Below are 24,400 nucleotides of genomic sequence, written 5' to 3' on the forward strand. Positions count from 1 at the left end.
TATGAAAACTGTTATTTATTATTTATCAATTATGCTGCTTCTCACTCCTGTTGCAGCCCAAGCCTCGTGTTTATCGAATGCGGCGATACGCTGGGATGTGCCAGAAATTATTCTCGAAGCGATTATTCTTCATGAATCGGGTGGCCAACCGGACGCCCGTAATACGAACAAAAATGGCAGCCATGATTATGGCCTGATGCAGATTAATACCGTTAATATTGATCCGCTAAAATCCCAAGGGATCATCAAAGATAAACAGGCGTTAATGCACCCCTGCACCAATATTGAGGCAGGGGCCTATTTGCTGAGCCAGAAGTTTAAGAAACATGGCTATAGCTGGCGTGCTGTAGGTGCGTATCATTCAGAAACTGCCCATTATAGGGATAAGTACGCCAGTAAAATTATGAAAATCGTCAGTTCCGGCCCTGATTTTGCCCAAAGGAACGCGTCACTATTAAGATCTTCCTCCACATTTTAATATTTATCGCCAAAAAGAAGCAAAATCCCCAAACACACAGAGAGCACTCTCCAAACGCATGGAGAGTATTCTTTAATATACCCATATTAGCCTTTCCGCCGTTGAGAACCGTTTAAGGAGAAGGTATAAAACACGCCTTGAACTTAGTTAATCTTTTACGAAGGCGAAAATATTATGACCAATACCAATAATGACCTGACCCCAGCCAACATTATTTTAAGTGAAGGTGTTATTTTTAATTCCTGGAAGAGAACCTTGACCCAACAAGAAACTGTCGTGGTACTTTCAGAAAGTGAGTCATGTCTGTTGAAAATGCTGCTGGATAAAACCTGTAGCAAAAGAGAAGTCATGTACGCAATTTGGGAAAAGCGCGGCGTTATTGTGACTGAGAGCAGTTATTATAAGCTGGTGAGACAATTACGCTGTTCATTTAAGAAAGCTAATCTGGATGAAACCCTGATAGCCACCTTACCAAGAATTGGTATTTCATATACAGGAACTATACAAGCGGTTGCCGCAGAGCCTGCATCGGTAGCCCCGGTGCAGAATAAAGTTGTGCACCAGAAGGGCATCATTGATGCCGTCATTACAACCTGTACGCTGGCTGTTGCCGCGACCTGTTCTTATTTTTATATTTTTGCCGCAGGATAATACGATGAAATCTATTTTTAATACTTGCATAAAAAGTTATTCTTATTGTTTAATTTTACTTCTGTCGCTGGTTTTATCCGGCTGTACTCTCCCAGCCGATAATAGTCGTAATTATAATGGGGACTACATTCTAGGAAATATTCGTAGTACTAATAAGATTATACCTGAAAATGTTAAAATTACGCTCTCATTTTCCCAGAATAAGGCCTCTGGAGAGAAGGAGTTTACGCTTCATGAGTATAGTTTTGTGACTCAAACAAAAAGTCTTACAATTCCATTTCGCTTGCAACTGCCGAATGAGTTATCATTCTCTTCGCAGCCTCTTAATATCAGTGTAAGGGTAGAGAAAGAGGGTGAATTGATTATGATGAGTGATAAACTCACGCCGCTCCTACGTCAATCAGGTGAAAAGTTATTACTGACAGTGAATGACAGTTAGCACTTGCCTCACTTGACCGAGGCCTTTATGACGCAAACGAAAACGCTAAATATAGCAATGATCGAAGACGAACCCTTCAGCCGCCTTGCATTGATGGAGATCTTAAAGAAATATCCTTATCATCACAAAGAACCAGAACTCCAGCTTATTTACAGTGACTTTTCCCTACAGGTCGTCGGTTGTGTCAGCAATACAACCGAGCTCATTACGCTACTAGAAAGCAACCCAGAGATTGAAGTACTGTTACTGGATTATTCACTCGCAACGGGTGATATAGACGAGAACGAGGATGCATCACTATCCCAGGATGGCGCAGGGCTCATCAAGCGCCTTCTTCAGTTGCGCCCCGCATTAAAAATCATTGTGCATACCGCCCATAAAAGTCTGGCGGTAGCACGTCTCGCCTGGAAAGCAGGAGCGTGGGGATTTGTGCAAAAGAGCAGCGATATTCAGGAGCTGTTTTTTGCTATCTCGTATGTCGCCCGAGGTAAAAAATTCTTTCCGATTGAGCTGGCAGCACTGTCTCAACCCACAGAGCAAAATACACACCATACTTTAACCGGGCGTGAAACCGAAGTGCTGCGGATGCTACTCAATGGTCTGAAGCAGAAAGAAATCAGTGTGCGCCTTAATATCAGTTTTAAAACGGTATCCAACACGAAAACGCGTGCTTTCAAAAAACTGGGGCTGACTTCAAACACTGATTTCTTTAAATATGCTCATGAAATTTCTCTCTAAATTATATCTGGCATTGGTCGTTACCCTGCTGTCGTCAATTGCAGTTTATGCCGCCGATACCATCAATTTTTCACCACAAGAGTTGGATTATATTAAAACTCACCCAGTGGTGAACTACGGTATTTTTCCAAACTCTTATCCAATTGAAACCTTTAATAGTAACGGTGAGCATATTGGATTAACGCGGGATTATATTGACTTAATTGCCGCAGCCACCGGTATACACTTTAAGCCGGTGCTAACTAGCGACGACGATGAATCTATTGCAAATCTGGAACGCGGTAAGATCTCATTACTCACCAGCACTTCCAGCGCCTTTGCCAAGGCCAATAACCTGACCAGTAGCGTGCCTATTTTTTCCACCTGGCCGGTGACTGTCACCCGCAAAGCCACGCGTCATATCGTTACCCCGGACGACGTTACGGAAGGGTATGTTGCCATCATCGATTACTTATCGCTGATTGAGTGGTTTACCAAGCAATTTCCTGGTGTCCATTACAAAATCGTTTATTCTCCCGAAGAGACAATTGGTGAGGTGATAAACCGGCAGGCTGAAGCCGCAGTCGTCCTTTCGCCCACTGCTCTCTACTATATGAATGTCAAATATCCAGGGCAGTTAAAAGTATCACGCCCTCACTCTAACAAAATCTCCCTGGTAATGAGTGCGCGGCCCGAAGATCAGATCCTGATAGACATTATTAACAAAGTCATCGCGTCCATTCCCGCTAAACAGCAAACGGAACTCACAACAAAATGGATTATTAGCGACAACAATATTCCGCTGCCGAGCGATAACACGCTGGCTTTCTATGTCGGGGGATTGGCTACCGCCTTATTGGGCTTGTTGTTATTCGTTTTTTATCGTTATCGGCGATTAAAAATGGAACTTGTCCAACTGGGTTCGAAAAACAATCTGGAATTGTCAGTCATTGCGCACGAATTACGCACACCGCTAATTGGTATTCTGACCGCCTGCGAAGGACTGGTAGGTAAAATAGCCTCGACCAGCCAGCGGGAAAGGCTTGCTAACGTTATTCATGTCACGCGGGAATTACTGGATAATCTTGACCTGTCACTGGATAACGCCAAAATCAATGCTGGTTCAGTAACACAAAACCCACAACCACATTTACTGGCTGAATTGTGCGATACCACAGTCAAACTGTTTACCAGTTTTGCCGAAACACACGGCACTACACTTCAGGTTCGCTACCTGTCAAAGCAGTTTTTTTTACCCCATCTAATTGATGGCACCCTGCTCTCTCAGGCACTAAATAATATTGTCAGCAATGCTATCAAACACACCCATGGCGGTATGGTATTGATCGAGTGTTCGTTGCCGCAAATGGACGGCAAGAATATGTTCAGCATTGAGGTGATCGATACCGGCACCGGGATCCCCAGCAAGGTACTGGCACGCCTTTCAGAACCCTTTTATCAAGGTAAGCTCTCTCGCACGGATAGCGACACTCCTCAACCCAAGGGCACCGGGCTGGGATTATTTGTCGCCAAGAAAAATATGCATCTTATTGGTGGGCATCTGGCCATTGCCAGTCAACCGGGAATTGGCTCGCGGGTGACTATTGCCCTACCTGCTATTGCTGCTCATTATGCGATTGAAAATCCGCTGCCCGAAGGGCTGCATATCATTATTCCCACAGAGATAACGTCCTCACTCAGCGGTGAAATTACTCAGATCCTGGATGGCTACGAGCTGCCCTATTACTCTGCCGTTGATTCGCTGTCCGCCACCGCCCGTGGGCCAGAGATTGAACTGCATCTGGATTTGGCGCAAAACCACTGGCAACTGTTCAATAAGCAAGGGGATTCAGTGATTGTCCCACGCCCGGTGTACGCCTCAGCACTCTATCTTGCCATTACCGACTTATGTAATGAGGATCAAGCGCTGGATAATAGTCGTGAAAATCCCGAGGTACACTCACCCGCCACCATTACAGAATCACAGCGTCTGTTAGTCGTGGAGGATGAGCCACTGCTGCTGGAAGTTCAGTATGAACTGTTTAGCAGCATGGGATTTCAAGTAGATGCGGTAGCAAACACGCAGCAAGCGTATCAGAGCTGGTTACAACACCACCATACCATTATTGTCACAGATTGCCGGCTCGATGAGAGCGATGGCTTTGAACTGGTTCGTCATCTGCGAAAACTGATGCAGAAGACACCGGAGCCGGTATTAGTTATCGGTCAGTCAGCTTCACTGAAAGCTGAGGATGCACAGCGCGCCCGCGAAGTCGGCATGGATTACCTGCTACAAAAACCGGTTGCACGCGAACAATGGCTGCAATTGATACATGACTATTTTGCTTCTAAGGAAAATGAGCATGACTGATGCCACTTTCAGCGCACGATTTTACGCCAGTATTCGTGATTATCTTAGCCGTATTGAAGAGTTGATCAAAGAGGGTGATCTGGAGGCCGCGCAGCAGGTCGGCCATAAAATGCTAGGATTGTGTCAGATGTTTGGCACCCCTGAGCAGGTAGCCTTATGCGAGGCACTGGAATATGCCGAGAGCTTGCCCCATCTGCAACAAACGCTCTCTCAGTTTTATGCATTGCTAGATAACAGCTAAATAAGTACCCCCTGCGACTAGCCGGGGGGATAAAAATGAAAGTGCTGTTTATGAATAAATGCCACACTCAGGGTATGTAGCATCTTCAAAACAAACATTTGTATTGAAAATTAGCCAAGAATTCACAAGTTTTCCAAACTAGTCGCAAGCCTAATCAACGCAAATCAGTTTGACAAAATACGATATTAGTATTTTATCACCTCCTAGCGAATCAATATCAATCTAGTCATTTATTGAACGATTTTAATTATAGGATAACTCCCACAAGCATTAGAGAGTTCACCTAATTCAATTTTAAAACAAACTTGTTTAAACTGTGTTTGAAATACGGCAGAGCCAATAAGAATTGAATAACACCCTCTAACATTATTCATTTATAGCCTGCACAACTAAATATAATTTAGTTAATTCGTATATCTGTAGTTAACGCCTTGTTTGCCGCTTGTATAGCGGCATTTTTTAAATCGGAAATGACAATGAAAAAAAAGTATTCTTGGCAGCAAGTGATTTTACACTGGGTTTCTGCATTGGTTATCATTTGGGCCACAATTTCCGGTTTTTATGTCGGGTTATTTGATGTGTCCCCTGAGTTGAAGACACTAACTGGATTTATTAATGTTTCGCTGACAACCTTGTTGATCCCTGTGTTCATCATTAGGATTTATTTCTACCTGGTATCAGAAAAACCTGAGGATATTAACCCCAATGGATTTACCCGATTTATTGCTCATGCCGTGCATTTCATTCTTTATCTAAATATTTCCGTGGTGCTGGTAACGGGAGTTCTGATGATGGAAAGAGATATCAACGTTTTTAATCTCTTTATCATTCCACAGCCTATTCATGACCTTGCTGTGACCAAACTATTCAACACTATTCACATTCTTTCCTGCGCCACACTCGCTACATTAGTGCTACTGCACATAGCTGCTGTCATTAAACATGAGCTGAGTGGTAAAAAAGTGCTTAAGAGAATGTCACTCTAGTGAAAACAGAAAAATATTAAATTGAATACACGGGTCAAGGATATAACAGCATGTTAGATAGGGAAGAATGCATCCAATTACTTAGCGATGAAACTCTCACTTATAAAGATATATTTACATTACAGTGTTCAATCAATAAGTTGGTCATCCATGCCAGCCAACAGACTATCGCCTTAAGTGAGGGACAAAAAAGGCTGCTGGTTGCCTTACTTAAAGAGATTAATTGTAAGCGAAAGATCATTAATTTGGTTTGGTATGAAAATCATCAACGAATCAGTGATAACAACTATCATCAACTGATATTCCAGTTACGTGCATTATTACAGCGCTATAACATCACTGGAGATCTGATTGTCACGGTACCGCATTATGGCCTTAAATTAAATGAGGGATTAGTGAGTGTAAAAAATCCACAATCTGAAACCACAGTGGAACAATACGAACAAAAGACAAGTGATATCGAACCCAAACGCAATGTCAATTTGGCCATTACGCGGATTGTCAATTTTGGGCGTTCATTATTTATATTTTCATAACTGGTCATAACTTGATTATACGAAATTATTTACTCTCATTTGGCCTGGAAAAATATTGCAATGCTGCGACAAGAAATATTGTTGCGGCATTACTGCTGGTCATTTTGATTTTACTGCGTATTGAGCATCATCCGCTGCCACTTTGGTTATCTACCGCAGCCGATAATTCAGAAACATATGTACCAGAAAAAAATAAAAATAACATTAAAGGGCATCAGACTGCTGAACTCAAAAGGCTACATTTGTTTTCAGCGGAAACAACAGATGCTGCAGATAACCCCTATCGAGTGGGTTATTTAGCGGCAGATGACCCGTTATTGTTTCATGCTCCACGCAGCAGCCTGACTGCCCGTGTGGTGGGTGTACTGACCAGTAGCATACATGAGAAGAGCATTGCCATTATTGAGCAAAACAAGCGTCAAAGCTCATATAGCCAGGGTGAAAAACTGCCAGAGAATCATGCTGTGGTGATAAAAATATTTGACGATCGCGTCATCCTTAATCACCAAGGTTATTACGAATCCCTGTTGTTAGATTAAGCGTTAATTAATTGAAATAACCTTAACTAACTGCAGAACTTACCTCATTATTAGATTAAAGATGAAAAAATGATATTTAATCGCGATGTAACATTAAATTATTATCAGAATATCAACACATTAAGTCAGCGGATTGTATCCTTTGGCGTCATTATGCTATTGCTGATGACTGCGCTATATCAACCACGGGCCAGTGCTGAAACTTTTTCTGTTAACTTCAAAAATACTGATATTAATGAGTTTATCAATACCGTCAGTAAAAACCTGAATAAAACTGCCATTATCGACCCGGCAGTAAAAGGCAATATCAGCGTGCGCAGCTATCAGGAGCTGGAACCTGAACGCTACTATCCTTTCTTCCTGAGTGTCCTGGAAGTTTATGGCTTTACCGTGGTCAATATGCCCGGTGATGTGATCAAAATTATTCCAGCCAAAAATGCCAAAGGTTCTGCCATCCCTTTAATTGAAGGCGAAAACCCGGCAGAGGGCGACGAAGTAGTCATGCGTGTAGTTTCATTACATAACGTTGCCGCCAAAGAGCTGGCTCCCCTGCTACGCCAACTGAATGATGCCGCCTTTGGTACTGTTGTTCATTATGACCCGTCAAATGTCCTGTTGTTAACCGGGCGCGCGGCAGTAGTCAATCAGTTAGTCGCCATTATCAAAAATGTCGATAAAGCAGGCGACCAAACGGTTGAAACCATCAAATTACAGTTTGCCTCGGCCACCGAGGTGGCCCGTATTGCGGAATCACTGCATAAAAGTAGTGGAAAGAATACCAGTGGCAGAATGTCTGCCACCATTGTAGCCGACGAACGCACCAACTCAGTATTGATCGGTGGTGAAGAACAAGTACGCAAGCGCATGATCGACACCGTGCAAGAATTGGATAGACAAGGTGATATCCACGGCAATACCAAAGTTATTTATCTCAAATTTGCCAAGGCAGAAAGCCTGTTAGACGTACTGAATGGTGTCAGTACCAACCAGCAAGGCGGTAAAGGCCAGGCTACCCCCGCCGTTGCGATGATGAAAAACGTAGTTATTAAGGCTGATGCACAAACCAATTCCCTGATTATCAATGCTGCACCTGATCTGCTACGAGATCTCGAACAAGTGATTAATCAATTAGATATTCGCCGGGCGCAAGTTCTGGTCGAAGCCATCATTGTTGAAGTTCAGGACAGTGATGCGCTGAATCTGGGAGTGCAATGGTTTAATCGCAATGGCGGCGGCAGCAATTTCCCGGAAAACGGCGCATCTGCCAGCTCCATCACCTCTAATGATATGGGCAGTTCACTTAAAGGCATCACCGGTCTGGCCACTGGTTTTTACCGTGGTAACTGGAGCGGCCTGTTTACTGCGCTACGTACCAATAGCCAGAACGATATTTTGGCGACCCCTAGTATTGTGACGCTCGATAATATGGAAGCGGAATTCAGTGTCGGTCAGGAAGTTCCTGTTTTGAGCGGTTCGCAAACCACCACCGGAGATAATATTTTCCGCACGGTAGACCGTAAAAGTGTCGGTATCAAGCTGAAAGTTAAACCACAAATCAATAAAGGCGACTCGGTGTTGCTTGAGATTGAACAGGAAGTTTCCAGTGTGGCTGAGAAAGCGCCAGGAGGAACCGGTGATCTGGGTGCCACCTTCAATACACGCATGGTCAAAAATGCGGTGATGGTTGGCAGCAACAACATTGTGGTGGTTGGCGGGTTGCTGGATAGCACCAACCATGATGTCACCAGTAAAGTTCCCCTGCTGGGCGATATTCCGGGCATTGGTTTTCTGTTCCGTTCAACATCTCAGAAAATGGTGAAACGTAACCTGATGCTGTTTATCCGTCCGACAATTATTCGTGAACAAGGCGACTATGTTGATGCCAGTAAACAAAAACTCGATAAATTTCAACAAGAGCAAGACATTGAACGCACCACCAACGGGCAACGTATCAATGAAAATCTGAACAAAACACTGTCTGCCGGCCATTCCCTAAACGCATTACAAAATGATATCAGTGCCTTTTATACCATGGGGGCACGATGAGCCAGACAGCAACACTACAGCCACAGTTGCCTTTTGCCTGGGTACAACAATACGGGGTGCTGCATCAGCACCACCCTGTGTACGGTGAACAACTGTTATTTCGACAGTCTGCCAGTCCGGAAGCTTTGCTGGAAGCCAGGCGTATGCTGCCGTTGGGTCAGCTGCAATTTGTCAGTGACGAGGTTTTCGAGTCCAGCATGGTTGAGCATTACCAGCAAGACTCAGATCAAGCACGCCAAATGATGGAGAATCTGGGTAACGAAATCGATTTTTGCCAATTGGCTGATGCACTACCACAAAGCGACGACTTGCTCGACAGCGATGACGGTGCGCCTATTATTCGCCTGATTAACGCCATCCTGGGTGAGGCTATCAAAGAAGGCGCATCAGATATTCACGTCGAACCTTTTGAGCGCCAATTAGCGATTCGTTTTCGTATTGATGGCGAATTACGTCAAATCCTCTCGCCGCCACGTCAATTAGCTGCATTGTTGGTATCGCGTATCAAAGTGATGGCCAAGCTGGATATTGCCGAAAAACGCTTGCCTCAGGATGGGCGTATTTCTCTGCGTATTGCTGGTCGGGCGATTGATATCCGTGTTTCCACCCTGCCCTCCAACCACGGTGAACGTGTAGTTATGCGTTTGTTGGATAAAAACAATATGCGCCTCGACCTGTCTCATTCAGGCATGGCCGCTGATAAACAGGAACTATTCAGTGAGATTCTGAAACAGCCTCACGGGATTATTCTGGTCACTGGCCCCACCGGGTCAGGCAAAAGTACCACGCTGTACGCTGCACTTCAGCAAATCAACAGCCAGTCGCTCAACATTATGACGGTCGAAGATCCGATCGAGTACGATCTCGATGATATTGGTCAGACTCAGGTCAATGCCAAAGTGGACATGACCTTCGCCCGAGGTCTGCGTGCGATCCTGCGCCAAGATCCTGATGTGGTGATGATAGGTGAGATACGCGATACCGAAACGGCACAAATTGCTGTGCAAGCTTCACTCACCGGACATCTGGTGCTCTCGACTCTGCACACCAATAGTGCCAGCGGCGCTGTCGGGCGCTTGCGCGATATGGGCGTAGAACCCTTTTTGCTCGGCAGCTCCCTTATCGGTGTGCTGGCTCAACGGCTGGTGCGCACACTCTGCCAGCACTGTAAAAAGCAGGAACAGGTCAGCGCCGACGTATTACAACGCTTTGGCTTTACCCCAGTTGATAACGGAATACACAGCCTTTACCACCCTGGCAGCTGCGAACAGTGTAATTTCACCGGCTATCGCGGCCGTACCGGCATACACGAGCTGATGCATGTCACGGATTCGTTGCGCGAAGCCATTTCTCAGGGATGTAGCGAAGTCGAATTGGAAAAAAAACTCCATCAGCAAACCCAAAGCATTCGCCATGACGGTTTCGAGAAAGTCCTCGCCGGGGTCACCAGCCTTGAAGAGGTTTTACGTGTCACCAGAGCCAGTGAACCATGATCCAGTACCAATATTTGGCCGTTAACGATAAAGGCAAAAAATGTCGTGGCACACTGAGCGCCGAATCCCCTCGAGCGGCACGGGCGCAATTGCTTGGGCAACAACTGACACCGATCAGCCTAACGCCAGAAAGCAACTCATCGCGTGGATTTTCACTCTCGCTTGGGCGCTCTCAGGACAATATTGGTGGCAATGATCTGGTGTTACTGACGCGCCAATTGTCGACGCTGGTTGCCGCCGCGTTACCACTGGAAGAAGCTTTGCTGGCTCTGGCGCAACAGAGTGAAAAACCACGCCATCGCGCAGTGTTGGAGCAAGTGCGTAATAAAATATTGGAAGGTCTGCCGCTGGCTGATGCGCTCGCCAGCTTCCCTAAAACCTTTACCTCGCTATTTCGCACCATGGTCGCTGCCGGTGAAGCGTCGGGCCACCTTGATAAAGTGCTGTTGCGGCTGGCAGATAATGCCGAACAGAGCCAAAAGCTAAAAAGCAAAATGCTGCAGGCCATGATCTACCCGCTGGTGCTCACGGTGGTAGCTATTGCAGTAGTGGCAATTCTACTCACCGCAGTGGTACCTAAAGTGATCGAGCAATTTATCCATATGCAACAGGCTCTCCCGCTTTCCACTCGCCTGCTTATTTCGCTCAGTGATGCATTGCGCGACTTTGGCCTGTGGGCATTGTTGGCGTTGCTGCTGATGGCATTAGGGGTACGGCAATGGCTAAAACCTGCTGACAACCTGATGTGGTGGCATAAAAAAATGCTGCATTTGCCGTCGATCGGCCGGGTGGTGCTGGATCTCAATCTCGCCCGTTATGCCCGCACCCTGAGCATTCTCAACGCCAGTGCTGTGCCGCTCCTGGAAGCCATGCATATCAGTGCCTCAGTTCTGGCTAACAACTATGCACGCCAACAATTAGTTGAAGCCAGCGAAAAAGTCCGCGAGGGCGGCCGTCTGGCATCAGCGCTGGAACATACCGGCCTCTTGTCGCCAATGATGCGCCACATGATCACCTCAGGAGAAAACAGTGGCGAGTTGGACAGCATGCTGGAACGGGCCGCCGACATTCAGGAAAACGCCTTCGTCAGCCGGATGACCATCGCACTGGCACTGTTTGAGCCACTACTGGTGGTCACCATGGCCACCGTGGTGCTGTTTATTATTCTCGCCATTCTACAACCCATCTTGCAGCTCAACAGCATGATGGGATAACCCCGAATTATCGACGATTTAAGGAATATTGACTGATGAAAACTCAACCAACCCAATTAACGCGCAAACACCGTCAAGGCGGCTTTACCTTACTGGAAATTATGGTGGTCATTGTCATTCTTGGCGTCCTCGCCAGCCTCACCATTCCCAGCCTGATGGGTAACAAAGACCGGGCAGATAACCAAAAAGCGGTCAGCGATCTGGTTACGCTGGAAAACGCCCTGGATATGTACAAGCTAGATAATAGCCGCTACCCCACCACCGCTCAGGGTCTGAGTGCACTGGTGACGAAACCGACTCTGGCTCCCGTACCGAGAAGCTACCGGGCCGAAGGCTATATTCGCCGCCTGCCAGCAGATCCGTGGGGCAGCCCTTATCAACTGACCAGCCCTGGTGAGCATGGTGCAGTTGATATCTATTCCGTCGGTCCCGACGGGTTGCCACAGACTGAAGATGACATAAACAACTGGGATATCGGCGCTAACGGTGAGGAGACCCCCTAATGCAGTCGCTGAAAGCTACAACTGCCAGCCGTGGCTTTACCTTAATGGAAATCATGCTGGTACTGGTGCTATTGGGCTGCATGGCCAAGCTGGTGCTGGGCACTTTTCCGTCATCTGACAAGATAAATCAGGAAAGCGACCGGTTGGCCGTGGCACTGCAATGGGCGGCACATCAAGCTGAACTGGATGGCAAAGTGTACGGGCTGTCTGTTTCCCATGATAAATGGCAGTTGATGACACTCAATAACCAATCCCATAACAAAGGGGAAAGTTACCTGTGGCCACACCATTACTGGCACCCAATCAATGATGCGAAATTAAAACAGCAGCGCCAGCTACCTGACGGTCTGACTCTTGAACTGACCTTACAAGATCAACCGATCCCACTGAGCGGTATGCGTGATGACGGCTTGATTAATGAGCCAAAAGTTATTTTTTTCCCCGGCGGAGAGAGTTCGCTCTTCGAGCTAACGTTAAGCGGGAAAGAGGGCCAGACGCGGCGCATCACTGCACAAGGCGTGCAGTCTGATACCGAGTCATCACGCCCCATGACATTTTCGTATAACAAAACGCAGGGGAATTAATCCTGATGAATTGCCGTGGCATGACGTTATTGGAAGTGTTGGTCGCCCTCGCGGTGCTGGCGCTGGCGGGTTTGGCCATCATTAAAAGTACCGGTGAACAGGTCAGAAATCTCAGCCATCTTGAAAAGAAGCAATTTGCCGCCTGGGTCGCTGAAAACCAATTGGTCAGCCTGCGACTGCAAAATGTCTGGCCGACAGAGCGTTGGCATGAGGGTAAAAGTACCATGGCTGATAGCACCTGGCACTGGCGTTGGCGCGGTGTCGCGACATCGGATGCCAAAGTCCGTGCACTGGAAATTGAAGTCAGTCAAGACGAGCGCTATAGCGCCTCGTTAGCCGAGCTACGCAGTTATCAGGTAAAACCATGAGTCAGGTTAAATTATGTCAGGCCAAACAGCAGGGGTTCACCCTGATAGAAATGATGCTGGCCATCGCTCTGTTTTCCATCCTTAGCATGGCCGGTTATCAATTGCTGCAAGCGGTGCTGCGTAACAGCGAATTAACGCAGCAACATGCCACCAGACTGGCTGACATTCAACGTGCCTTTACCTTAATGGAACGCGATATTTCCCATGCCCGGATTCGACCAATAGCACCTTCCTCATTATCCACCGCTAATGATTTCCATCTGTCGCGATCCGGCAAAAATCACAACCTGACGTTAGTCCATGATAACTGGCGTAATCCTGCCGCCTTACTACAGCGATCCAGCCTGGAGAAAGTGACCTGGCATATTCAGCAGGGAAAGCTAGAGCGGTTGAGTCATCACCAACCTGATAGCCAGCAAGCGCGGCCTAAACTGAGTGTCACACTGGACGATATTAAGGCTTTCAAATTGCGTTTTTGGTCACAGGGCCGTTGGCAAGATAGCTGGAGTAATAGCCGAACCTTGCCTGAAGGGGTTGAAGTTACGCTAGAAACTGGCGACTTCGGTAACTTACAGCGAGTTTTCTTTCTAACGGTGAACCATGAAAAATAATCACCAGCGCGGAATGGCCCTGCTAGTGGTTCTGATGATCACCGCCATGATGACCATTACCGCCGTCAGTATGAATGACCACTGGTTACGTGCGTTTAATCGCGCCGCCAGCAGCCAATTTTATCAGCAAAGTAAATGGTTGCTGCTCAGCATGGAATCCGTGGTTCAGCACCAGCAATTATCACCCTTACCCGCAGATAAAATTCACCTGGGCCAGCCTTGGGCGCGCGCGACTCAACAAATCTCGCTGGATGGAAATCAGGTCAGTTTCAGCCTGCGGGATCGCCAAACCTGTTTTAATCTCAATGGCATCGGCCAGGGCGGTGTTACTGGCAAAAAAACAGAACCAGAAACAGAAGAAAAGAAAAAAGAAAGGGAGAAGGCAGCGGAAGCCGAAGAACCATTAGCACCCTATTCCCAACAGGTCTTTCAACATCTGTTGCTGGCACAGGGGTTAAATGCAACTGAGGCACAAAAAATCACTTTTGCACTGGCTGACTGGTTAGATAAGGACGATATATCCCGTATCACGGCCGGAAGTGAGGCTACTCTGTATCAGCAACATCGCCCAATATTGGTTCCGACTAACCGCCCGATGCTCAATATTAGCGAGTTCAGAGTGCTGCCCGGTGTCAGTCAGGCCCTATTCCAGCGCTTAAAACCGCTGATCTGCACGCTACCCAATCAAAATTTACGTATTAATATTAATACGTTAACTACCGATCAGGCACCGCTTCTGGCCGCACTTTTTCTGGGAGAAATGTCGCTAGAGGAAGCGCAGCAACTAATAGAGCGCCGCCCAACCAACGGTTGGAACAACGTCAACGATATTAAATCCTTTATTGCAGACAACGATGCCTCGTTTGCCAAGGCAAAAACTGCCATTACGCTAACCAGCAACTACTTTGAGTTGTTGTTATGGCTGGATGACAATCAGCAAAACAACAGCATGCGCAGCCTATTCCAGCGAGATGGAAAGGTTATTAAGGTTCTTTCCCGTCAATACGGTCTTAGTGATTGAAATGAAATCTATGTTATTAAAGAAAAATAAAACATCTGGCGACAAATTATTTATCTCGCTTGCTGAAAGTACGGGGCAGCCTGTTCATTGGTATCACCAGCCCAGCCATGGGGATGTGCAGCAAGGGGAATTGGCGGATGAAACCGTATTGCATGAACTGCTACCTCTGGCGGCCACCAGCCAGATTACGTTATTGATTCCTGCAAGAAATATGCTGTTCAAACCGGTGACATTCAACGGTAAATATCGCCAACAACACCTGGCGGCACTGGCCTGGCAACTGGAGTCATTTTGCCCAGGTGATGTGGAACAATTACATCTCACCGTGCTGCAACGCCACGGAACGCAGTTCTCTGTCGCGGCAATAGATAAAAGCCAATTACAACAGTGGCTAGGCTGGTTACGTAGCGCGGGCCTGACAGCCTCAAGAGCATTACCTGATGTACTGGCACTACCGGTGCCAACCGCTGGCTGGACTGCCGCTCGTTTTAAAAATAGCTGGCTAATACGCCAATCGGCTGATCAAGGGTTCAGTGCTGCTGATGATGAAGAACTGGGTTTTATTCTCGGCCGTTATCCCACTATTCCCGCTATTTTAAGTTATAGCCAACGTCCAGAAACTGAGCCGACATGGTTGCAAAAAAGCGATCAACCTATCTGGCCACTGTTGGTTCAAGGTGCGCAGAAAAATAACATCAACTTGCTGCATGGTGATTTCACCCCACACCGCACAACCAAAACGCGAGGGAATAAATTGCTGGCCATTTTAGCAGCATGTTATCTGCTGACCTTTATCACTGAGCCAGCGTTAAATGGCTATCTCACCCAGCAACATGCCGAGCAAATACAACAAAAAACACATCAGTTATATCAGCAAAATTTCCCTGGTAGCACGCCCCCCAAACAGTGGGTGCAGGGGATCGCCCAGCAAATCCATCAATTGGAAAACGGTATCACGCCCCCCGGCCTGTTGAGTCAACTGAAAATGGCAATGCCCACGTTACAGCCGTTGAAAGGGGTCAAAACGCAAGCCATGGAATGGCAGAGTGAAACGCTAGCCTTAACATTTAATCTCGCTGAACCAGAACTTCTGGCACGTATTCAGCGTCAAAACTCGAACAAACTCAACTTAACGACCCAACCAATGGATCAGCAGCACAGTCTGCTAACCGTCAAAGGAACTAACAATAATGACAAAGATTAAACAGCGCTGGCAGAACTACAGTAAACGTGAGCAATTGATTTTTTCCCTCGGCGGCCTGGTATTGCTCGGGCTAATAGTTAGCCAAGGTATTGTTGCTCCACTCGAAAATTATCAGCGCCAAAGCACACAAAACCTACACAACGCCCAGCGTGATTTCGCCACATTGCTGCAACAACAGGATCGAATCAGCAGTTTGCAGGCGCAGCAGCCACCGCAATACACACTATCGGCAGATCGGGCGCTACATGAAAGTGCACATCAAAAAAATATCACGATAACTTTGCTGGAAGCCAATGCGAACCGGGTCGTTGTGGCTCCTCTGACTCTCCCTTTTTCTCAGTTATTGAGTTGGTTGGAACAGTTGGAGGCGCAATATGGTTTACAGGCTAGCCAGCTAAAATTGGTTGCTGATGCCGACAATCCCAAGCGGGTTCATATCATTACCCTAGTATTGCAACGCGTCGAGACCACAACAATATGATGGACATATTCTATGCTCTCCAAACGACCGGGCCGCTGTGGTGGTGTAGTCTGGCCTTGCTTGGCCTGTGTGTTGGCAGTTTTCTCAATGTGGTCATCTATCGACTACCGCTGATGTTAACCGATACGCAACCGGACGGCTTCAACCTCTGCTTACCTCACTCCCACTGTCCTCAGTGCCAAACCCCATTGAAATGGCGAGATAACATTCCGCTATTCAGTTGGTTATGGTTACAGGGGCTATGCCGCTACTGCCGGATTTCAATCCCGATGCGCTACCCATTGGTCGAAGTGATAACCATGTTGGTGACATTATTCATTGCCGCCGTCATTCCATTTGGTAGCCCATTACTGGCTGCATTGTTACTCAGTTGGACGTTGATAGCACTTACCCTGATCGATATTGATCACTTTTTGCTGCCGGATAACCTGACATTGCCGCTGCTATGGAGCGGATTGTTATTCCATCTGTTCGATGACACATTACTTTTAAGTGATGCCGTGATTGGTGCCGTAAGTGGATATTTGATTTTATGGTGTCTTTACTGGGCATTTTGGTGGGTCACCCGACGGGAAGTTCTCGGTTATGGGGATTTTAAACTATTGGCTGCATTAGGGGCATGGTTGGGATGGATGGCACTGCCTTCTTTATTGCTCACAGCTTCGCTGACCGGTATCGCTTTCGCGCTGGTTTTCCGCTTGCTTAGGCAGCGGCCACTAAGTACGGCACTCCCATTCGGGCCGTTTCTCGCATTTAGTGGCTGGCTTTTATTCTTACAACAGTACACCCAATAAATTTCACAATACTATGAGGCGCTAACGTGGCGCACCAGTGTTTAGGTTGCGCTGCGCCTCATCCACAAAATCAACCATCAATAAATCAAGCTCAGTACACAACGACTTTTCAGCACTATTTTCTTTCACCAACGCCAGATAACGCTCTTGGCTATGCTCACCAAGTAATTTATACGCCGGAGCACGGGTATCCCAGTGACGAGCAGTCGCCAGTTTTAGCGCCGTTTTTACCAACACCGCCTTATCGGGAACATCGGTGCGCTGACAATCCTTCTGTAGATAATGCGCGCCAGCCACCAAAGCCGACAATTGTTTAATTTGCTGCTGGGCCGTCGGTTGAGCCACTTTACTGATCGGCTGTTGACAACCCGTCAGCAGGACTAACGGTAACAACCAAGATAATTTACGAATAGCGAATAACATTTTTTAACTCGTCAATAATAAGGAATTAATAATTTTAAACTAGCCGATAAATCCAGAACACCATTACTTCCTTATTACCCAGAAATAAGCCTTTTCTAATTTTGGAATAGGTTAATTCCATATTAGTAAGATAAAAGAAAACATCTGACCATATCGCACAACCATCGCACCACCATCATGATTTTACTGGAAAAATTCATTAAAATTCATTCCAAAAAATTCAATTATTATTATTTACTTTTTATAATGACAAAAAGTTTCAATATCCTCTGTAATTCATCTATGTTTTGTTCTGTCGACAACATCATTTGATAACAACGTATCTGTTAGCAGAAAGAATTGTCTTCAACCCCAAAAGAATACGACTCCGATGAAATCATTCAATGGAAGTTATTTATATAATAGGAAAGGAATAAAACATGAAATTGAATAAAATTATGTTAGCGATGGTAGTTATGTCGATTAGCGGTGGCGCAATGGCACATGGCTTCATTGAGAACCCACCATCACGTAACTTCCTGTGCCACGTAGATGGCAAAAACATGAATAAAGATTGTGGTGGGGTACAGTATGAACCACAAAGCTCCGGCGAAACTGCCGATGGTTTCCCAGAGAAAGGTCCTGAAGACGGTAAACTGGCCAGTGGAGACAACTGGGTGAGTGTCAATTTGAACCAGCAAACTGCAACTCGTTGGCATAAAGTCAAAATGCAAGCTGGCCCTCAGGAATTTAAGTGGAAGTTCACTGCCGCACACCCTATTAGTGACTTCAAGTATTACATGACCAAACAGGATTGGAATCCTAACCAACCACTGACACGTGACTCATTCGATCTGACTCCATTCTGCGTGATCCCAGGTGGCCCGGCGTCAACAACCGGTTCCACCACTCATGAATGTGATATCCCTGAGCGAACTGGTTACCAGGTTATTTACGGCGCATGGGATGTTTCCGATACCCCTGGTACCTTCTATCAAATGATCGATGCAGAATTCGATAATGCATCCGGCGAAGTGGTCATTTCCGAATGGGCTACTAAAGTCGGCAGCATCGAACCGCATAACGATTTGAGCGTCGGTGACAGCGTGAAATTGCGTATGTTCGACAAGCAAGGTGAGCGTAACGATCTGGCTGTGGCAGTCACCATTGCCGATGAGAAAGAAGGCAAGAAAAACAACTGGGCTTACGCACTGGCCACCAAAGTCAACAATACTCACAAGGATCTGCGTGCGGGTAATAAAGATGCTTCCGGTAAGGTCGCGGCTACCCATGGCACCAATGCGGTTTATATCAATAGCAACAGCGAAGTGGTGCGGGTTGAAACCCAGATCGAAAAAGCTCAGGTTGATGCCGGTACACAAGTGCAGGCCAGCTTCTCTGCCAGCGGTATGAAAAAAGAGTATCAAATGGCCGCAGGTGCTTTGACCATTCATTTCGATCTGAAAGCCACCGGCAAGATGGATCTGACCGCTGAAGTTATCGCACCTGATAACGAACGTAAAGGTTATGAAGATATCACTCTGGAAGATAGCGCCAAGCATATGTCTATGGCGATGACTGATCTGAAAGCAGGCAAACATACACTGGTTATCATTGGTACCGATGCACAGGGTAAAGCTCAGCAGCAAAGTATCGACTTTATGGTTAAAGGCGCAATTGAAACCGCCAAACCAGAAGTTAAACCTGAAGCTAAACCAGAAGTAGACGGCGCTAACAAGCAATGTTCCGCACCAGCCTGGAGCAATAAATCAACTTACAATGCCAAAGATACCGTCACGCATAATGGCCGCATCTATATGAGCAAATGGTGGGCTGATAAGAGTTCCGTACCTGGCGATGCAGCAGTAACAGATGCCACAGGTAATGGTTCTGGCTGGGGTAAAGTTTGGGAAGATAAAGGCGCGTGCTAATTAAGAAAATTAATACTGCATGATGACAAGAGGCAGGGGAAACCCTGCCTCACCCGTTTTAAGGATAAATAAAAGACGGGTTATTAACATTATTAACGCTACCGGAAACTTTATGAGTTTAATTGCCACCTCAAGCCGCGCCGCATGGCTAGCTCTGGTCACACGTTTACACTTTTATATTGGCCTTTTTATTGCGCCATTTATCTTTTTTGCCGCATTAAGTGGTACCTGGTATGTCATTGCCCCCAACATCGAAAAAAACCTGTATGCAGAACAGCTTTACCCTGGCAGTGAAGGTAAGGCTTATCCCTTGATGCAGCAAATTACTGCTGCACAAGATACCGTGGGGAAAAGTGCGCAGATTATTGCTGTTCGCCCAGCGCCGGCCAGTGGTGAAAGTACTCGCGTCATGTTCGCAGCATCAGGGCTTAATACCGGTGAAAGCCGGGCGATATTTATCGATCCTGTCACCCTGAGTGTATTGGGTGATATGCCGGTTTATGGTTCCAGCGGCTCCTTGCCTTTGCGAACCTGGCTGGATAAGTTACACAGTGGCGCATTGTTTGGCAGTCTGGGAAGAAATTACAGTGAATTGGCCGCATCATGGATGTGGGTAGCGGCATTAGGTGGTGTAATGATGTGGGCGGCGCAACGACGCAAGAAAAAGTCTACCGCCACAACAAAAAAAACCAATCGTCACCGCCATATGATCATCGGCCTGACGTTATTACCTCTGCTACTGTTTATTTCAGTGACGGGTCTTACCTGGTCAAAATGGGCAGGGGATAATATCTCGGTATTGCGCACCACACTGGCGTGGAAAACGCCATCATTGAACACCGCATTAACGTCAAAAATGCCTGGCGCCGATGACACTCACGCCCCGCACTGTGCTGCCCACGCCCCCGGTATGGCAATGCCATCCTACCAACTTTGGCGTTATGACGCCGTATTAGAACAGGCTCGATTGGCAGGCATTGACGCCGCCAAGGTCGAGATTCGGCCAGGTAGCAGCGATAATCATGCCTGGACGGTGACAGAAGTCGATCGTAGCTGGCCAACTCAGGTTGACGCGCGAGCCTTTAATATCAAAACCATGCAGGTAGTGGATCAGTTGAATTTTGACCAATTCCCGCTAGTTGCAAAATTAATTCGCTGGGGTATTGATGCTCATATGGGCATCCTGTTTGGTGCTGCCAACCAACTTGTACTGATATTTTTTGGTATTGGATTGTGCAGCACTATTATCATGGGCTATTGCATGTGGTGGCGACGTCGGCCCAAACACCAGCGTTTCCCAATACAAGGTTCGCTGATGTCCTCACTGGGGCGCTTATCACTGATCAGTAAAATCCTCTGCCTTATTCTCACCTTATTGCTGGCATTTAGCCTGCCACTAATGGGAATCAGCTTGACTGCATTCTTGATCCTCGATGGTTTGTGTTGGCTTAAAGCCCGCAAGGTAAAGATGCTGACTTGAAAACGGGCGAACAGGGAACCTGACTGAAAATAATGCTCTGAAGCAATTTCAGAGCGTTTTAATGACAATGGAAATAAGCAAATTAAGAACATTGGAGAAAAAATAATAACTTTTTAATAAAAATAGTATTCAGACCTAAGCAGATATCCGCATAATTCCGTTTGCTGGTAGCCACACCGTGGATATCATTATTCCCATCACTCCTCAATGCTACTGTCGGAATTATGATAGAAACGAAAACGCTAAATATAGCAATGATCGAAGACGAACCCTTCAGCCGCCTTGCGCTAATGGAGATCTTAAAAAAGTATCCTTATCATTATAAAAATCCGGAACGTCAACTAATTTCCAGCACCTTTTCGCTTCAGGTTACCGGTTGCGTCAGCAATGTACCCGAGCTAATTCAATTACTCAGAAATAATCCTGAGATAGAAGTGCTGTTGCTGGATTATTCACTCGCAAGCTACGAAACAGGGGTAAACATATCACTGTCTCAAGATGGTGCAGGGCTTATCAGGCGCCTTCTTCAGTTTCGTCCCGCATTGAAAATTATTGTCCATACCGCCCATAAAAGTCTGATGGTGGCGCGTCTTGCCTGGCAAGCAGGAGCGTGGGGATTTGTACGCAAGAGTGATGATATTCAGGAGCTATTTTTTGCGATTTCGTATATCGCCCGCGGTAAGAAATTCTTCCCTATTGAACTGGCCGCGCTACCTTTCTCGACGACGCAAAATACGCAGCATGCTTTAACTGAGCGTCAAACTGAAGTCCTGAGAATGTTGCTCAATGGCGTGAAGCAGAAAGAGATCAGTACACGTCTGAATATCAGTTTTAAAACAGTATCCAACACAAAAACACGCGCTTTCAAAAAACTGGGGCTGACTTCAAACACCGACTTTTTCCAATATGCCCATGAAATCTCTTTATAAAACTTATCTGATATCGGCGTTTACTCTACTTTCATCGACGAGTGGTTATACCGCCACCATCAATTTTTCACCGGAGGAACTGCGTTATATAGAGGAACACCCGGTGGTAAAATATGGTATTTCCCCACATTTTTATCCTATTGAAAACTTTAATAGCACCGGGGAGCATATTGGGTTGACTCGGGATTATATCGATATAATTGCAACCGCTACCGGGATAAAATTTCAACCCGTATTCAGTAACAATAGCATTAGACCTTTTGTAAATCTGCAAAGCGGTCATGTTTCACTACTCACCAGTACATCCAGCGCATTTGCACAGGCTAAAGGGCTGGCAAGCAGCATTCCAATGTTTTCGACCTGGCCGGTCACCGTCACGCGTAAGGCCACACGCCATATCGAGACACCAGATGACCTTCAAGAGGGTTATGTTTCCATCACCGACTATCTATCGCTGATTGAATGGTTTACTGAACAATTTCCCAGTATTAATTACAAAATATCGCGTTCGCCCGAAGAGGCAATAAGTGAAGTGATACACGGGCGGGCGAAAGCTGCTGTCGTCCTCTCACCCACCGCCCTTTATTATATGAACGTCGTTCACCCTGGGCAGTTAAAAATGTCACATCCTCATAAAGTCAAAATCCCCAGAGTCATGAGCGCACGTCCCGAAGATAAAATTCTGATCGATATTATTAATAAAGTCATCGCGTCCATTTCCGCCAAACAGCAATCCGACCTCATGACAAAATGGATGCTCAGCGATACTTTTCCTCAACCGGATAATACCCAACCAAGTTGGTACTGCTATAGTCTGGCCACTACTTTGTTATGCCTGCTGTTATTTGTTTTTTATCGTAACCAGCAGTTAAAAATAGCGTTCATCCAATTGGGATCCAAAAACAATCTGGAACTGTCAGTTATTGCACACGAATTACGCACACCACTGATTGGTATTTTGACCGCCTGCGAGGGACTGATAGACAGAGTAGCCTCAACCAGCCAGCGGGAAAGACTTGCTAACGTTATTCATGTCACGCGGGAATTACTGGATAATCTTGACCTGTCACTAGATAACGCCAAAATTGATGCCGGTTCGGTCACTCAAAATCCGCAACCACAGTTACTGGCTGAATTATGTGATACCACAGTAAAACTGTTTCTCAGTTTTGCCGAAACACACGGCACTACACTCCAGGTTCGCTATCTGTCAAAACAGTTTTTTTTACCTCACCTGATCGATTGCACCTTGCTTTCTCAGGCACTGAATAACATTGTCAGCAATGCCATTAAACACACTCATCGCGGTATGGTATTGATTGAATGTTCATTACCGCAAGTGAACGGCAAAAATATGTTCAGTATTGAGGTGATTGATACCGGCACTGGGATCCCTCACAAGGTATTGGCACGACTTTCAGAACCCTTTTATCAAGGAAAACTTTCTCGCTCGGACAGCGGAGCCCCTCACCCTAAAGGTACCGGACTGGGATTATTCGTTGCCAAGAAAAACATGCATCTCAGCGGAGGGCACCTGGCCATTGCCAGTCAGCCGGGAGTTGGTTCGCGGGTGACTATAGCCCTACCCGCTATTGCTGCCCATTATGCTATTGAAAAACCGCTACCTGAAGGGCTGCATATCATCATACCCACACAACTCCCCTCCTCGTTCGGCGGTGAGATCACCCAGATTCTGGATAGCTACGAGCTACCCTATTACTTTGCCGCTGAACCACTCCCCACAACGACATGCGGATTGGCAATTGAACTGCATCTGGATCTGGTGCAAAACCACTGGCAACTGCGTAATCAGCAGGGAACATCGATATTCGTTCCCCGTCCGCTGTACGCCTCAGCACTCTATCTTGCCATCACTGACTTATGTAATGAGGAGCAAACTCTGGAAAGTCGTCGTGAAAAACCCGAGATCCTCTCGCCCTGCGCTATTACAGAATCACGGCGTCTATTGGTAGTAGAAGATGAGCCACTGTTGCTGGAGGTTCAGTATGACCTGTTTAGCAGTATGGGGTTTCAGGTAGATGCAGTAGCAAACGCACAGCAGGCGTATCAGAGTTGGCTACAACACCGCCATGCTATTATTGTGACAGACTGCCGACTCGATGAAAGCGATGGCTTTGAACTAGTTCGTCATCTGCGAAAACTGATGCAGAAAACACCAAAACCGGTATTAGTTATCGGTCAGTCAGCTTCGCTGAAAGCAGAAGATGCACAACGCGCCCGTGAAGTTGGCATGGATTATCTGCTACAAAAGCCGGTTGCACGCGAGCAATGGCAACAATTAATAAGTGATTATTTTTCCTCGGAAAAATAACCAACAACCAGCCAAACATAGTAATGCTGGCCTCGGAAAATGAAAGAAT

The 24,400-nt window shown here is 46.5% G+C and carries 25 protein-coding genes; 24 read left to right on the forward strand and 1 reads right to left on the reverse strand.

All coding sequences use genetic code 11. The annotated features are described in order from the left end of the window. Nucleotide 1 precedes the first annotated feature (1 nt). The 20 genes from HU019_RS08180 (at nucleotide 2) to HU019_RS08275 (ending at nucleotide 17,277) form a co-directional block, all read left to right on the forward strand. Nucleotides 2–478 carry a lytic transglycosylase domain-containing protein gene (locus HU019_RS08180; protein WP_174847869.1) on the forward strand — a complete coding sequence of 159 codons (477 nt, stop codon included), beginning with the start codon at nucleotides 2–4 and terminating at the stop codon, nucleotides 476–478. Nucleotides 479–652: 174 nt separating this feature from the next. Continuing rightward, a complete protein-coding gene (locus HU019_RS08185; protein WP_174847870.1) occupies nucleotides 653–1,129 on the forward strand; it encodes a winged helix-turn-helix domain-containing protein in 477 nt (158 codons plus the stop codon). Between the two features lie 4 nt (nucleotides 1,130–1,133). Further along, a complete protein-coding gene (locus tag HU019_RS08190; RefSeq protein ID WP_174847871.1) occupies nucleotides 1,134–1,568 on the forward strand; it encodes a hypothetical protein in 435 nt (144 codons plus the stop codon). 27 nt (nucleotides 1,569–1,595) lie between these two features. After that, nucleotides 1,596–2,306 (forward strand): response regulator transcription factor, encoded by a 711-nt coding sequence (locus HU019_RS08195; RefSeq protein WP_174847872.1) that lies wholly within the window; start codon nucleotides 1,596–1,598, stop codon nucleotides 2,304–2,306. Then, nucleotides 2,290–4,656, forward strand: coding sequence for an ATP-binding protein (locus HU019_RS08200; RefSeq protein WP_174847907.1), 2,367 nt, complete (start codon nucleotides 2,290–2,292; stop codon nucleotides 4,654–4,656). The genes HU019_RS08195 and HU019_RS08200 overlap by 17 nt, the downstream gene beginning before the upstream one ends. Further along, nucleotides 4,649–4,897, forward strand: coding sequence for an Hpt domain-containing protein (locus HU019_RS08205; RefSeq protein WP_174847873.1), 249 nt, complete (start codon nucleotides 4,649–4,651; stop codon nucleotides 4,895–4,897). The genes HU019_RS08200 and HU019_RS08205 overlap by 8 nt, the downstream gene beginning before the upstream one ends. 476 nt (nucleotides 4,898–5,373) lie before the next feature. Beyond that, a complete protein-coding gene (locus HU019_RS08210; RefSeq protein WP_174847874.1) occupies nucleotides 5,374–5,883 on the forward strand; it encodes a cytochrome b in 510 nt (169 codons plus the stop codon). Nucleotides 5,884–5,933: 50 nt separating this feature from the next. Continuing rightward, complete coding sequence (locus HU019_RS08215; protein WP_174847875.1) at nucleotides 5,934–6,419, forward strand: winged helix-turn-helix domain-containing protein; 486 nt, start codon at nucleotides 5,934–5,936, stop codon at nucleotides 6,417–6,419. Between the two features lie 11 nt (nucleotides 6,420–6,430). Beyond that, nucleotides 6,431–6,958, forward strand: coding sequence for a type II secretion system protein N (locus HU019_RS08220; protein WP_227739358.1), 528 nt, complete (start codon nucleotides 6,431–6,433; stop codon nucleotides 6,956–6,958). Nucleotides 6,959–7,111: 153 nt separating this feature from the next. Further along, on the forward strand, nucleotides 7,112–9,004 hold the full coding sequence (gene gspD / locus HU019_RS08225) for a type II secretion system secretin GspD (RefSeq protein ID WP_227739365.1): 1,893 nt from the start codon (nucleotides 7,112–7,114) through the stop codon (nucleotides 9,002–9,004). After that, a complete protein-coding gene (gene gspE, locus HU019_RS08230; protein ID WP_174847877.1) occupies nucleotides 9,001–10,497 on the forward strand; it encodes a type II secretion system ATPase GspE in 1,497 nt (498 codons plus the stop codon). The genes gspD and gspE overlap by 4 nt, the downstream gene beginning before the upstream one ends. Next, complete coding sequence (gene gspF / locus HU019_RS08235) at nucleotides 10,494–11,711, forward strand: type II secretion system inner membrane protein GspF (RefSeq protein ID WP_174847878.1); 1,218 nt, start codon at nucleotides 10,494–10,496, stop codon at nucleotides 11,709–11,711. The genes gspE and gspF overlap by 4 nt, the downstream gene beginning before the upstream one ends. 35 nt (nucleotides 11,712–11,746) lie before the next feature. Beyond that, nucleotides 11,747–12,214 carry a type II secretion system major pseudopilin GspG gene (gene gspG / locus HU019_RS08240; protein WP_174847879.1) on the forward strand — a complete coding sequence of 156 codons (468 nt, stop codon included), beginning with the start codon at nucleotides 11,747–11,749 and terminating at the stop codon, nucleotides 12,212–12,214. Next, entirely contained in the window at nucleotides 12,214–12,798 is a 585-nt protein-coding gene (gene gspH, locus HU019_RS08245; protein WP_174847880.1) for a type II secretion system minor pseudopilin GspH, read from the forward strand. Before gspG ends, gspH begins: the two co-directional genes overlap by 1 nt. A 5-nt stretch (nucleotides 12,799–12,803) precedes the next feature. Further along, nucleotides 12,804–13,166 (forward strand): type II secretion system minor pseudopilin GspI, encoded by a 363-nt coding sequence (gene gspI, locus HU019_RS08250; protein WP_174847881.1) that lies wholly within the window; start codon nucleotides 12,804–12,806, stop codon nucleotides 13,164–13,166. Continuing rightward, the gene (gspJ, locus tag HU019_RS08255; RefSeq protein WP_174847882.1) at nucleotides 13,163–13,777 is read left to right on the forward strand and encodes a type II secretion system minor pseudopilin GspJ; all 615 of its coding nucleotides are present in this window, start codon (nucleotides 13,163–13,165) and stop codon (nucleotides 13,775–13,777) included. Before gspI ends, gspJ begins: the two co-directional genes overlap by 4 nt. Continuing rightward, nucleotides 13,767–14,798 carry a type II secretion system minor pseudopilin GspK gene (gspK, locus tag HU019_RS08260; protein ID WP_174847883.1) on the forward strand — a complete coding sequence of 344 codons (1,032 nt, stop codon included), beginning with the start codon at nucleotides 13,767–13,769 and terminating at the stop codon, nucleotides 14,796–14,798. The genes gspJ and gspK overlap by 11 nt, the downstream gene beginning before the upstream one ends. A gap of 10 nt (nucleotides 14,799–14,808) precedes the next feature. Next, entirely contained in the window at nucleotides 14,809–16,002 is a 1,194-nt protein-coding gene (gspL, locus tag HU019_RS08265; protein ID WP_227739356.1) for a type II secretion system protein GspL, read from the forward strand. Beyond that, entirely contained in the window at nucleotides 15,989–16,483 is a 495-nt protein-coding gene (gene gspM / locus HU019_RS08270; protein ID WP_174847885.1) for a type II secretion system protein GspM, read from the forward strand. The genes gspL and gspM overlap by 14 nt, the downstream gene beginning before the upstream one ends. Continuing rightward, the gene (locus HU019_RS08275; protein ID WP_174847886.1) at nucleotides 16,480–17,277 is read left to right on the forward strand and encodes a prepilin peptidase; all 798 of its coding nucleotides are present in this window, start codon (nucleotides 16,480–16,482) and stop codon (nucleotides 17,275–17,277) included. The genes gspM and HU019_RS08275 overlap by 4 nt, the downstream gene beginning before the upstream one ends. A 21-nt stretch (nucleotides 17,278–17,298) precedes the next feature. Here HU019_RS08275 and gspS read toward each other — a convergent pair whose 3' ends face one another. Then, complete coding sequence (gene gspS, locus HU019_RS08280) at nucleotides 17,299–17,700, reverse strand: type II secretion system pilot lipoprotein GspS (RefSeq protein ID WP_174847887.1); 402 nt, start codon at nucleotides 17,698–17,700, stop codon at nucleotides 17,299–17,301. A 419-nt stretch (nucleotides 17,701–18,119) separates the two neighbouring features. Here gspS and gbpA point away from each other — a divergent pair, with 419 nt between their 5' ends. From gbpA to HU019_RS08300, 4 genes are all read left to right on the forward strand, one after another. After that, the gene (gene gbpA, locus HU019_RS08285) at nucleotides 18,120–19,610 is read left to right on the forward strand and encodes an N-acetylglucosamine-binding protein GbpA (RefSeq protein ID WP_174847888.1); all 1,491 of its coding nucleotides are present in this window, start codon (nucleotides 18,120–18,122) and stop codon (nucleotides 19,608–19,610) included. Nucleotides 19,611–19,722: 112 nt separating this feature from the next. Further along, the gene (locus tag HU019_RS08290; protein WP_174847889.1) at nucleotides 19,723–21,090 is read left to right on the forward strand and encodes a PepSY-associated TM helix domain-containing protein; all 1,368 of its coding nucleotides are present in this window, start codon (nucleotides 19,723–19,725) and stop codon (nucleotides 21,088–21,090) included. A gap of 224 nt (nucleotides 21,091–21,314) precedes the next feature. After that, nucleotides 21,315–22,019 carry a response regulator transcription factor gene (locus tag HU019_RS08295; protein ID WP_174850481.1) on the forward strand — a complete coding sequence of 235 codons (705 nt, stop codon included), beginning with the start codon at nucleotides 21,315–21,317 and terminating at the stop codon, nucleotides 22,017–22,019. Then, complete coding sequence (locus tag HU019_RS08300) at nucleotides 22,003–24,351, forward strand: ATP-binding protein (RefSeq protein ID WP_174847891.1); 2,349 nt, start codon at nucleotides 22,003–22,005, stop codon at nucleotides 24,349–24,351. Before HU019_RS08295 ends, HU019_RS08300 begins: the two co-directional genes overlap by 17 nt. Nucleotides 24,352–24,400: the final 49 nt, after the last annotated feature.

The sequence above is a fragment of the Yersinia artesiana genome, from assembly GCF_902726545.1.
Classification (GTDB): Bacteria; Pseudomonadota; Gammaproteobacteria; order Enterobacterales; family Enterobacteriaceae; genus Yersinia; species Yersinia artesiana.